At 69.1% G+C, this 11,147-nt stretch carries 10 protein-coding genes; 3 read left to right on the top strand and 7 right to left on the bottom strand.

Features of this window, described 5'->3' with window-relative positions; genetic code table 11:
- Nucleotides 1-715 precede the first annotated feature (715 nt).
- The 4 genes from BV453_RS01030 to BV453_RS01015 all read right to left on the bottom strand — a co-directional run bounded on the left by BV453_RS01030 (nucleotide 716) and on the right by BV453_RS01015 (nucleotide 5,437).
- Nucleotides 716-1,717 carry an ABC transporter substrate-binding protein gene (locus tag BV453_RS01030; RefSeq protein WP_025105379.1) on the bottom strand — a complete coding sequence of 334 codons (1,002 nt, stop codon included), beginning with the start codon at nucleotides 1,715-1,717 and terminating at the stop codon, nucleotides 716-718.
- A 134-nt stretch (nucleotides 1,718-1,851) separates the two neighbouring features.
- The gene (locus tag BV453_RS01025) at nucleotides 1,852-2,886 is read right to left on the bottom strand and encodes an ABC transporter permease (protein ID WP_025105378.1); all 1,035 of its coding nucleotides are present in this window, start codon (nucleotides 2,884-2,886) and stop codon (nucleotides 1,852-1,854) included.
- Nucleotides 2,886-4,388 carry a sugar ABC transporter ATP-binding protein gene (locus BV453_RS01020; protein WP_025105377.1) on the bottom strand — a complete coding sequence of 501 codons (1,503 nt, stop codon included), beginning with the start codon at nucleotides 4,386-4,388 and terminating at the stop codon, nucleotides 2,886-2,888. Before BV453_RS01020 ends, BV453_RS01025 begins: the two co-directional genes overlap by 1 nt.
- A 179-nt stretch (nucleotides 4,389-4,567) precedes the next feature.
- A complete protein-coding gene (locus BV453_RS01015; protein WP_249520645.1) occupies nucleotides 4,568-5,437 on the bottom strand; it encodes a sugar phosphate isomerase/epimerase in 870 nt (289 codons plus the stop codon).
- A 185-nt stretch (nucleotides 5,438-5,622) separates the two neighbouring features.
- Here BV453_RS01015 and BV453_RS01010 point away from each other — a divergent pair, with 185 nt between their 5' ends.
- Nucleotides 5,623-6,624: a LacI family DNA-binding transcriptional regulator gene (locus BV453_RS01010; protein ID WP_249520644.1), complete on the top strand. Its 1,002-nt coding sequence runs from the start codon at nucleotides 5,623-5,625 to the stop codon at nucleotides 6,622-6,624.
- Between the two features lie 9 nt (nucleotides 6,625-6,633).
- Here BV453_RS01010 and BV453_RS01005 read toward each other — a convergent pair whose 3' ends face one another.
- The 3 genes from BV453_RS01005 to BV453_RS00995 are packed head-to-tail and all read right to left on the bottom strand — an operon-like array spanning nucleotide 6,634 to nucleotide 9,329.
- A complete protein-coding gene (locus BV453_RS01005; protein ID WP_249520643.1) occupies nucleotides 6,634-7,053 on the bottom strand; it encodes an RbsD/FucU domain-containing protein in 420 nt (139 codons plus the stop codon).
- 25 nt (nucleotides 7,054-7,078) lie between these two features.
- Nucleotides 7,079-8,047, bottom strand: coding sequence for an aldo/keto reductase (locus tag BV453_RS01000; RefSeq protein ID WP_249520642.1), 969 nt, complete (start codon nucleotides 8,045-8,047; stop codon nucleotides 7,079-7,081).
- Entirely contained in the window at nucleotides 8,034-9,329 is a 1,296-nt protein-coding gene (locus BV453_RS00995) for an L-fuconate dehydratase (RefSeq protein WP_249520646.1), read from the bottom strand. Before BV453_RS00995 ends, BV453_RS01000 begins: the two co-directional genes overlap by 14 nt.
- A gap of 123 nt (nucleotides 9,330-9,452) precedes the next feature.
- On the opposite strand from BV453_RS00995, the gene BV453_RS00990 reads away from it, so the two are divergent.
- On the top strand, nucleotides 9,453-10,313 hold the full coding sequence (locus BV453_RS00990; protein ID WP_085605536.1) for a fumarylacetoacetate hydrolase family protein: 861 nt from the start codon (nucleotides 9,453-9,455) through the stop codon (nucleotides 10,311-10,313).
- Complete coding sequence (locus BV453_RS00985) at nucleotides 10,310-11,086, top strand: SDR family oxidoreductase (protein ID WP_249520641.1); 777 nt, start codon at nucleotides 10,310-10,312, stop codon at nucleotides 11,084-11,086. Before BV453_RS00990 ends, BV453_RS00985 begins: the two co-directional genes overlap by 4 nt.
- Nucleotides 11,087-11,147: the final 61 nt, after the last annotated feature.

The raw sequence follows: 11,147 nt of genomic DNA, 5'->3' as shown, positions 1-11,147 counted from the left end.
CCCCCACTCCGTCTCCGTCTCCCCCTCCTCCCCTCCGTCTCCGTCTCGTCCTGTCTCCCCGTTTCACCTGCACGACCTCGCCACGCCCGCACGCCCGTTCCGGCCTCCCCGTCGTGCCCTCGTCCCCCCGTCGCGCATCCGTCCCTCGTCGTGCCCCGTCCCCCGGGGACGGTCCCCTCGGGCTGACCGTCCCCGGCCCGAACGACTCCACTCGGCCATCCGGTTTCACCTGCACACCCCTGCCACGACTGCACGACCGAACTACCCATCCGGCCACACATCGGTCCCCACGTCGTGCATCCGTCTCACAGTCGTGGATCCCTCAGGCCGACCGCCCCCGTGCCGAACGACTCCACTCGGCCCTCCGGTTTCACCTGCACACCCCTGTCACGACTGCACGACCGAACCGCCCATCCGGCCACGCATCGGTCCCCGCGTCGTGCATTCGTCCCTCGTCGTGTCCCTTCCCAGACCCAGACCCAGACCCCAGACCCATCCCGGGCGCAGACCTAGACCCCAGACCCACCCGACTCCGGACCCGGTTCGTCTGCACGACCCCGATACGGGTGCACGAGGAAACCGGGGATCCGGTCGTGCAGTCACCCCGGGGTCGTGCACCCGGACCCACGGACCACGGACCACGGACCCACGGACCGGAGTCCCCCCGGACACGACGAAGCCCCCCGCCCGAAGGCGAGGGGCTCCGTCGTGCGGGTCACTCGTAGAGGACCGCGGCGATCTTGTCGTCCTCGATGTTGTTCTTGTCGTACCAGTAGGAACCGGTGTCGTAGAACTCCTCGACGTCGTCGCCGTTGGCCGCGTCGTAGGCCGCCTGCACGACCTGGGCGCCGATGCCGATCGGGTCCTGCGTGATGGCGCCGGCCATGGTGCCGTCCTTGATGGCGTTGATCTGGGCCGCACCGGAGTCGAAGCCGACGATGGTGATCTTGCCCTTCTCGAGGCCGAGCTCGTTCACGGCGTTCACGACGCCGATGGCCGAGCCCTCGTTGGTGCCGTAGATGCCCTTGAGGTCGGGGTGGGCCGCGATGAGCGTCTTGGCGATGTCGGCCGACTTCAGGTGGTCGCCGTCACCGTACTGGATGTCGACGATCTCGATGTCGGGGTAGTCCGCCTCGATCTTCTCGACGAAGCCGTCGCGACGCTCGACACCGGTCGAGTTGATCTGCGAGTGGCCGACGATGGCGACCTCGCCCTCGCCGCCGATCAGCTCGGCCATGTGCTCGGCCGCCAGCGCGCCGGCGACCTTGCTGTCCGTCGCGGAGAGGCTGAGTCCGACGTCGCCGTTGCACGGGGCGTCGAAGTAGACGACGGGGATGTCCTTCGACTTCGCCTGCTCGAGCGGGGCGACGCACGCCTCGGGGTCGAGGGCGGCGTAGGCGATGGCGTCCGGGTTCTTGTCGATCGCGGCGGTCAGCATCTCGAGCTGCTGCGCGATCTCGGTCTCGGCGGCCGGGCCCTCGAAGGTGATCTTGACGCCCAGCTCCTGGGCCTTCTCCTCCGCGCCCTTCTTGACGGCCTGCCAGAACTGGTGCTGGAAGCCCTTCGAGACCATGGCGATGTACATCTCGCCGTCGCCACTGCCGGTGTCGCCGCCCGAGCCCTCTTCGATCACGTCGCCGCCGCCGGCACAGCCGGCGAACACGAGCGCGGATGCGGCCACGAGTGCCGCGAATGCGGTCTTCTTGCCGAATTTCATGGAAACTCCGTTGTTCTGTGTGGGTGCCGGCCAGGACCGGCGGGTGGACATTCGTGGTGCCTGTGCGGAGGGTTCCGCGGGGTCCGGCCGGAGCCGGGGACGGCGGCGGGCACGGGTTTCGCCGCCGCCGTGTCTCAGGTCCGCTGGCGGTTGCGCAGCGAGTCGAGGAAGACGGCCAGCAGGACGACGACGCCGACGACGATGTTCTGCCACTCGGGCTGGATCGACATGATCCGGAGGCCGTTGACGAGGACGCTCATGATGAGCGCACCGATCACGGTGCCGAGGATCGAGCCGCGGCCGCCGAGCAGCGAGGTGCCGCCGATGATCACGGCCGCGATGGCCTGCAGCTCGTAGCCGGTGCCGATCTGCGGCTGCGCCGAGTCGAGGCGGGCGGCGATCACGATGCCCGCGATGCCGGTGAAGGCGCCGGCGAACATGTAGATGAGGATCGTCCAGCGGCGGGTGTTGACGCCGGAGAGGCGCGTGGCCTCCTCGTTCGATCCGATCGCGAAGGTGTACCGGCCGAGCAGCGTCTTCGACAGCACGAGCCAGGCGACGATCGCGAGGGCCGCGGTGATGAGCACCGCGTTCGGGATGCCGGGGATGAGCACGCCGAGCGCGATCTTCTTGAAGTCGGGAGCCGAGGTCGAGAAGTAGATCGGCGCGACGTTCGAGATCACGAGGGCGAGGCCGCCCGCGATCATCATCATGGCCAGGGTCGCGATGAACGGAGGCAGTCGCAGGAACGTGATGTTGACGCCGTTCACCAGCCCCATGAGCACACCGGTCGCGATGCCGCCGAGCACGCCCACCCACACCGGCAGGCCGAGGTTGGTGATGAGCACACCGGTCATCACCGCGCAGAGCGCCATGCCGGTGCCGATCGACAGGTCGATGCCGCCCGTGATGATGACGAACGTCGTGCCGAGGGCGAGGATGCCGATGACCGCGGTCGACAGCAGCACCGTGGCGATGTTGCTGAAGGTGAAGAAGTTCGGGCTGGCGATCGAGAAGAAGATGACCAGGACGATCAGGGTGCCGAACGCGAGCGACTGCTGGAACTGCCGCTTGAGGAACCCGGCGACGTCGCGCTTGTCGGTGTCCTCGTTGACGGCCGTCTGGATGATCGTCGTCGTCGACGATCCGGACTGCTGTGGGGTGCTCATCAGTCTTCCTCCCCGTGGGCTGCGAGTTGCATGATCTTCTCCTGGCTGGCTTCCTCGTTGCGGAGCGTCCCGGTGATGCGACCGTTCGCGAACACGGCGATGCGGTTCGCGACCCGGAGGATCTCGGGGAGCTCCGACGAGATGACGATGATGGACTTGCCCGCGTCGGCGAGCTGCTGCATGAGGCGGTAGATCTCCTCCTTCGCGCCGACGTCGATGCCTCGCGTCGGCTCGTCGAAGATGAGGATGTCGCAGTCGCGCATCAGCCACCGGGCGATGACGACCTTCTGCTGGTTCCCTCCGGAGAGGAGCTTGACGACCTGGTTGACCGAGGGGGTCTTCACCCGCAGCTGCTGCACGTACTCCTTGGTGCGGTTCTTGGCCTTGCTGTCGCCCATCCACCCGATGCCGTTGGCGTAGGAGCCGAGCGACGCGAGCACGGTGTTGAAGGTGACGTCCTGCTCGAGCATGAGGCCGAGCAGCTTGCGGTCCTCGGAGAGGTAGCCGACGCCGTGCTTGACCGCGTCCGCGGGCTGCGCGATGCGGACGGTACGCCCGCCGATCGTGATCGTGCCGCCGTCACGGTGGTCCGCGCCGATGACGGCACGGGCGGTCTCCGTGCGGCCGGCGCCCATGAGGCCGGCGAATCCGAGGATCTCGCCCTTGTGCAGCTGGAACGACACGTCCTTGAGGAGCTTCCGCGTGGAGAGCCCCTGCACGTCGAGCACGATCGGGTCATTGAGGTGCTCCCGCGCCTGCGGGCGGGTGCCCTCGTCGATCACGCGGCCGACCATCATCTCGATGATCGTCGGAATCGTGATCTCGGACTTGTCGAGTGATCCGATGTATGTGCCGTCGCGGAGCACGGTCACCCGGTCCGCCAGGCGGCGCAGCTCGTCCATGCGGTGCGAGATGTACACGATGCCGGTACCACGGGCCTTGAGCTGCTCGATGAGGACGAAGAGGGTCTCGACCTCACTGTCGGTGAGGGCCGACGTCGGCTCGTCCATGATGAGGACCTTGGCGTTGAAGGACAGCGCCTTGGCGATCTCGACCATCTGCTGCTCGGCCACCGTCAGCTCGCCCACGCGCTGGCGCGGGTCGAGGTGGATGTCGAGGCGCTGCAGCAGCTCGGCCGTCTGCCGGTTGAGCTTCCGCTCCGACAGGAACGGGCCCGTCGTGGGCTCGCGGCCGACGTAGATGTTCTGCGCGACCGTGAGGTCGGGCATCAGGTTGAGCTCCTGGTGGATGATCGTGATCCCCAGCTCCTGCGCCTGCAGCGGGCTGGTGAGCTCGACCTCCTGCCCCTCGAACGTGATCGTGCCCTCGTCCTTGGTGTAGATCCCGGAGAGGATCTTCATCAGGGTGGACTTGCCGGCACCGTTCTCACCCACGAGCACGAGCACCTCGCCGGCGCGCACCTCGAGATGCACGTCCTTCAGCGCCTGGACACCGGGGAATCCCTTGCTGATCCCCTCGACCCTCAGGATGGGTCCACTCATGCGCTCACCTGCTTCCTTGAAGGTTCTGTCGCGATTGCGGCGGACCGTTCCGCCGTAAACATCGGATCAATTCTGCGACCTGCACCCGGGTCAGTGCAAGTTGTATCTAAATGTATCTAACGATCGGCGGCGAGGGAAGACCTGTAATAACATCTTGGTCTCGAACCGCCGCCCGAGCGTCAGTGGAGGCGGATCGAGTCCACCGCTACGAGCTTGTCGCGGATGTAGGCGTTCGCGTGCGCACCCAGCTCGTCGTTGTCGGTCCAGAGGTTGCGCCAGATGCCGAGCATGCGGCTGAGGTCGGGCGCCACCACCGCCGAGGAGAACGACTCGAACACGATGGGGCCGTCGTAGCCGATGCGCCCGAGCGCCTTGAAGAACGTGTCGAAGTCGACCGTCCCGGTGCCGAGATAGCCGCGGTGGCTCTCGCCGATGTGCACGTACCGCAGGGCGGGAGCCGCATCGAGCACCGGCGCGAACATATCCGACTCCTCGATGTTCATGTGGTACGTGTCCAGGTGGATCCCGAGGTTCGGGCGGTCGACCTCGCCGAGGAACGCCAGCGCCTGCCGTGCGGTGTTCAGCACGTTGGTCTCGTAGCGGTTGACGACCTCGAGCGAGACCGAGACCCCCCGCTCGGCGGCATGGTCGGCCACCCGGGCGATCGTGCGACGGCTCGATGCGAGACCCTCGGGCGTGACCGGATCCATGTACTTCTTCATCGCGCTGTAGATCACCCCGCAGAAGTGCGTACCGCCGAGCTCGGCGAGCACGTCGATCGCGCGGAGCAGGAGCGCCTCGCCCGCGGCGACCACGACAGGGTCACCGCTCGTGATGTCGGTCTCGTCGGAGAGCCCGAGCGAGGCGCTGACCGCGAGTCCGTGCTCCGCGAGGGCGGCCTGGGCGGCGGCGACGTCGAACGAGAACGGGTCCATCAGCGGGAACTCGATGAGGTCGAAGCCCGCCTGCTTCGTCTTCTCGACCGCGAGCCGGATGCCGTCCGCGTCGAAGGTCCCCGTCCAGACGAGTCCGTGGCAGCCGGTGTTCATGAGCGCTCCTCCGGCGGGTGTCCGGCACCGTCGCCGCGCGGACTTGGCACGTTACAAGCCCGGTGTGCGAGTCACGCTACGTCGCCATCCGTCGGGGTGTCAAGAACTTTCTTGGCACGTTACAACTGGTCCGCTAGCCTGGGCCTCATCCGGCCGCGCCTGCGGTCCATCGCCGAAGGAGGCCCATGTCCGCGAGCGTGAAGGATGTCGCGGCTCTCGCGGGGGTGTCGGCATCGACCGTGTCGAACTACCTCAACCACCCGCACGTCCTCGGGGCCGCCAGCCGGGAGCGGGTGCGGGCGGCGATCGCCGAGCTCGGCTTCGTGCCGAACGAGTCGGCCCGCCAGCTCCGCGCAGGATCGAGCAAGGCCCTCGCCCTCATCCTCCTCGACGCCTGGCTGCCCTACTTCAACGACCTGTCCCGCGGCGTCGACGACGTGGCCCGTGAGGGCGGCTGGTCGCTCTTCTTCAGCGACAGCGCCCGCGATGCCGCCCGCGAGGAGCAGAACATCGACATGTTCGAGGCCCACCGGGTGCAGGGCATCGTCATCTACCCGCGCGGCGATGTCGTGCCACGGCTGGAACAGCTCGCGACTCGCGGGATCCGCTCGGTGGTCGTCGGCCCCATCCGGGATTCGCCCTCCGTCGCCGCGGTCACCTTCGACGACCGCGGCGGCGGACGGCTGGCCGGCGAGCACCTGCTCTCCCTCGGCCGTCGCCGCATCCTGTTCCTCGGAGCCCCGACGGTGAGCCAGTCGAACGATCGTCTCGCCGGGCTGCGCGACGCGGTGGCGGGGACCGACGCCCGTATCTCCGTCCTCGACGTCGAGCATCTCACGACCGAAGACGGCCTCCGGGCCGGGGCGCACCTGACGGATCTCCCGGCGGAAGAGCGTCCCGACGCGGTCTTCGCCGCGAACGACGGGGTGGCCCTCGGCGTGCTGACACAGCTGCTCCGCCACGGCATCCGGGTGCCGGAGGAGATCGCCCTCGTCGGGTTCGACGACGTGGCCGCCGCACACCAGGGCGTGGTGCCGCTGACGAGCATCCGGCAGCCCGGCTACGAGATCGGTCGCGCCGCCGGGGCCGCGCTGCTGCAGCTCCTCGCCGATCCGACCGCCGCGCCTCCGGCACCCACGCCGTTCCCCGCCGAGCTCATCGTGCGGGAGTCGACCGTCGGGCGCTGAACCCCCGGGTCAGGCCGAGGGGTGGCCGACCACACCCTTCCGGAGGAGTGCGTTGCCGTACTTGCGCGTCTCTCCCGTGCGCACCATGAGGTACGTCTCCTTCGCCACCTCGTAGTACGCGAAGCGCTCGACGAAGCGCGTGGTGTCGAGTTCCGTGCCGGCGGCGGCCATGAGTTCGCGCTGCACGTCCAGCACCTCGCCGTCGGCAGAGGTCATCAGATCGATGCCCGGCGCGTCGTCGAGCGGCAGCACGCTGCGGATGGCCGCGACGACCTCGGGCGTGGTGGTGCCGGGAAGATCGACCACGCGCGCCCCGAGACCCCAGGCCGGGAAGTGCGCGTCGGCGACGACCACGGCGTCGGAGTGCCCCATCCGGTCGAGATGCAGCAGCAGCTCCCCGGTCAGCAGCGGGTGGATTCCTTCGAGCACGGCGGCTCCTCTCGGTGGATGGAGGTCAGGAGGCGGGGATCAGGCCCTCGGCCGCGAGGTTCTCCCACAGGGCCGACGGGATCTCCCGGGCAGCGTACTCCGCGTTCTGCCGGAGCTGCGCCGGGCGACTGCCGCCGACCACCACGGAGCGCACCACGTCGGACTGGAGCGGGAACCGGATCGCCGCGGCCGGCAGGGGCACGTCGTGATCGGCGCACACCGCAGCGATGCGCACGAGGCGGTCCCACAGCTCGTCGGGGAGCTGTCCGTACTCGTAGCGGCCGTCCCTCCGCGGCTCGTTCGCCGCCAGGAGTCCGGAGTTGAACACCGACGCCGCGACGATCCCCGTCCCGGTCTCGCGGCACGCGGGCAGCACGTCGACCGCGGCGGGCTGCTCCAGCAGCGTGTACCGACCGGCCACCATCACGAGATCGAGGTCGGCCGAGCGCACGGATGCCGCGAGAGCCTCCGACACCATCGACCCGATGCCGATCGCGGTCACCTCGCCGTCCGCGCGCAGCTGCTCCAGGGCGGGAAGGGCCTCGGCGAGCGCGAGGTCGAGGTCGTGCCGCTCCGGGTCGTGCAGGTACAGGAGGTCGATGCGCTCGATGCCGAGCCGCTCGCGGGACTCCTCCAGGCTCGTCCGGATGCCGTCCGCCGAGAAGTCCCACACGCGCTGGAGATCGTCCGGCACGTGGAAGTCGTTCGCGGTGTCGAGGCCGCCGGCGTGGTCGGGGTTCGGGCGCAGCAGTCGGCCGACCTTGGTCGAGAGCACGTACTCGTCCCGCGGCTTGGTCTGCAGAAAGGCTCCGAGGCGACGCTCGGACAGCCCGAGGCCGTAGTGCGGAGCGGTGTCGTAGAAGCGGATGCCGCTCTCCCATGCCGCGTCCAGCACCGCCCACGCGTCGTCGTCGGACAGCTCACGGAAGAGGTTGCCGACGTTCGCGGCACCGTAGCCGAGGGTCGGGACGGTCAGGCGGTCAGGCGTGGACATGCGCACCCGTCCAGGTGTACTCCGCGATGCTGTCGGCCTTCATCTCCATGCCCGTGCCCGGTGCGGTGGGAGCCATGTAGGAGCCGCCCTGGATGTCGGTCGGCACGACGAAGTGCTCGTGCAGGTGGTCGACGAACTCGATCAGGCGGCCCTCGCGGGTGCCGGAGACGGCGACGAAATCGAACATCGACAGGTGCTGCACGGCCTCGCACAGCCCCACGCCTCCGGCGTGCGGGCACACCGGCACGTCGAACTTCGCCGCGAGCAGCAGGTTGGCGATGTTCTCGTTGACCCCCGCGACGCGGACGGCGTCGATCTGCATGACCGAGATCGCGTCGGCCTGCAGGAGCTGCTTGAAGATCATCCGGTTCTGCGCGTGCTCACCGGTGGCGACACGGATGGGCGCGACGCCGCGGGCGATCTCGGCGTGGCCGAGGATGTCGTCGGGGCTCGTGGGCTCCTCGATCCAGGCGGGGTCGAACTCGGCGAGCGCGTTCACCCATTCGATCGCCTCGGACACCTCCCAGCGCTGGTTCGCGTCGATCGCGATGGGGAAGTCCGGGCCGCACACCTCCCGCGCCTTGCGGAAGCGGCGGATGTCGTCGTCGAGGTCCGCGCCCACCTTGAGCTTGATCTGCGTGAAGCCGTCGGCCATGGCCTCGCGGGCGAGGCGCTCGAGCTTCTCGTCGGAGTAGCCGAGCCAGCCGGGGCTGGTCGTGTATCCGGGGTAGCCGGTGGCGAGGAGCTGCTGCTCGCGCTCGGCCCGGCCGGGCTCCGCCGCGCGCAGGATCTCCAGTGCCTCCTCGCGGGTGAGGACGTTGGTGAGGTAGCGGAAGTCGATGAGGTCGACGAGCTCCTCCGGGGTCATCCGGGCGAGCAGCTGCCAGAGCGGCAGGCCCGCGCGCTTGGCCTTGATGTCCCACAGCGCGTTGACGACCGCGCCGATGGCCATGTGCATGACGCCCTTCTCCGGTCCCAGCCAGCGGAGCTGCGAGTCGCCGATGATCTCGCGGAACGTGCCGCCCATGTCGTCGAGCAGCGGCTCGATCTCACGCCCGACGAGGTGCCCGGCGAGCGCGTCGATGGCGGCGACCTGCACGTCGTTGCCGCGGCCGATCGTGAAGACGAAGGCGTGCCCCTCGATGCCGTCGCCGGCGTCCGTGCGGACGATGACGTACGCGGCGGAGTAGTCGGGGTCCGGGTTCATCGCGTCGGAGCCGTCCAGGCTCAGCGACGTGGGGAAGCGGATGTCGGTGGTGTCGAGGGCGACGATACGGCTCACGGGGTTCCTCTCCATGCGCGGGTCATTCTTCCGCGCGGATCTCTTGGAGTGTAAACATCCGATGTCTATACTGTCAACGAGACCGGCCGCTGAGCAGCGGCCTCCCGAACGATCAGGAGAATCATGAAGTTCGCGCGGCTCGGCACCCCGGGGGCGGAGATCCCCGTCCTCCTGGAGGGTGACCGCTACCTCGACCTCCGCCCGGTGACATCCGATGTCAACGGCGACTTCCTTGCGGGGGACTTCGTCGCCCGCGTCGCCGCCGCCCGCGACGCCGGGGAGCTCTCCGAGCTGCCGGACGCCGCGACGATGCGCATCGGCGCCCCGATCGCCCGCCCGAGCGCGGTGATCTGCATCGGGATGAACTACGCCGCCCACGCCGCGGAGTCGGGGTCGGAGCCGCCGACCATCCCCATCATCTTCCTCAAGACGCCCAACACGGTGGTCGGCCCGAACGACGCCGTGACGATCCCGCGGGGGAGCGAGAAGACCGACTGGGAGGTCGAGCTCGGCATCGTCATCGGCACCCGCACCGCGTACCTCGACTCCCCGGACGAGTCGATGGCGCACGTCGCCGGCTTCGTCGCCGCGAACGACGTGTCGGAGCGCGACTTCCAGATGGCGGTCTCCGGCGGGCAGTGGTCGAAGGGCAAGATCGCCTTCGGCTTCAACCCCACGGGTCCGTGGTTGGTCACGCCGGACGAGGTCGACCACCAGGCGCTCGGCCTCCGCAGCTTCGTGAACGGCGAGCCGCGACAGGACTCGAACACGAGCGACATGATCTTCACGGTCGAGCAGATCGTGCACCACCTGTCGCAGTATGTGACGCTCGAGCCCGGTGACCTGATCCTCACCGGCACCCCGCAGGGCGTGGCTCTGTCCGGCAAATACCCCTACCTCAGCGCGGGCGACGTGGTCGAGATCGAGATCGACGGCCTCGGCCGCCAGCGCCAGGACTTCATCGCATGGGAGGCAGAGAAGTGACCCTTCGACAGGCTCAGGGACCCGACGGCGGCACGGAAGGACTCGTGGCCATCGTCACCGGTGGCGCGTCCGGCATCGGTGCGGCGATCGCCGATCGTCTGCACGCGGACGGCGTCACCGTCGCGGTCCTCGACCGCGACACCACCCACGCCGACGAGCGCTTCGCCGCGTTCACCGCCGATGTCTCCGACCGCGCGAGCGTGGACGCCGCCGTCGCCGCCGTCGCCGAGCGCTTCGGCCGCATCGACATCGTCGTCAACAACGCCGGCATCGGCGCACAGGGCGACATCGCCGCGAACGACGACGACGAGTGGGCGCGCGTCCTCTCCATCAACGTCACCGGCATCGCGCGGGTGACGTCGGCGGCACTGCCCTGGCTGCGGAAGTCCCCGGCCGCCGCGGTGTGCAACACGGCCTCGATCGCCTCGACCACCGGGCTCCCGCAGCGGGCCCTTTACTCCGCGTCGAAGGGCGCCGTGTCGGCGCTGACCCGCGCGATGGCCGCCGACCACCTGCGCGAGGGCATCCGCGTCAATGCGGTCAACCCCGGCACGGCGGACACGCCCTGGGTCGGACGACTGCTCGACTCCGCGGCCGACCCCGCCGCCGAGCGGGCCGCGTTGGAGGCACGACAGCCCCACGGACGCCTGGTGAGCCCCGACGAGGTCGCCGCCGCGGTGGCCTACCTCGTGAGTCCCGCCGCGGGCTCCACCACGGGCACCTTCATCGAGGTCGACGGGGGGATGGCGCAGCTCCGCCTCCGCCCCGAGTGACCCGATCTTCCTGACGGCCCGGTGTCTCCCCGCGAGACCCCGGGCCGTCCCCGTCCCGTCC

The sequence above is a fragment of the Microbacterium sp. ER1 genome (genome assembly GCF_023383675.1).
Classification (GTDB): domain Bacteria; phylum Actinomycetota; class Actinomycetes; order Actinomycetales; family Microbacteriaceae; genus Microbacterium.
This window is presented reverse-complemented; position numbering and strand designations above follow the sequence as displayed.

Excerpts from the sequence above, each read along its gene's own strand:
- BV453_RS01010 (WP_249520644.1), top strand. The coding sequence starts at position 5,623 with ATGTCCGCGAGCGTGAAGGATGTCGCGGCTCTCGCGGGGGTGTCGGCA.
- BV453_RS00990 (WP_085605536.1), top strand. The coding sequence starts at position 9,453 with ATGAAGTTCGCGCGGCTCGGCACCCCGGGGGCGGAGATCCCCGTCCTC.
- BV453_RS01030 (WP_025105379.1), bottom strand. The coding sequence starts at position 1,717 with ATGAAATTCGGCAAGAAGACCGCATTCGCGGCACTCGTGGCCGCATCC.
- BV453_RS01015 (WP_249520645.1), bottom strand. The coding sequence starts at position 5,437 with ATGAACACCGGCTGCCACGGACTCGTCTGGACGGGGACCTTCGACGCG.
- BV453_RS01025 (WP_025105378.1), bottom strand. The coding sequence starts at position 2,886 with ATGAGCACCCCACAGCAGTCCGGATCGTCGACGACGACGATCATCCAG.
- BV453_RS01000 (WP_249520642.1), bottom strand. The coding sequence starts at position 8,047 with ATGTCCACGCCTGACCGCCTGACCGTCCCGACCCTCGGCTACGGTGCC.
- BV453_RS01020 (WP_025105377.1), bottom strand. The coding sequence starts at position 4,388 with ATGAGTGGACCCATCCTGAGGGTCGAGGGGATCAGCAAGGGATTCCCC.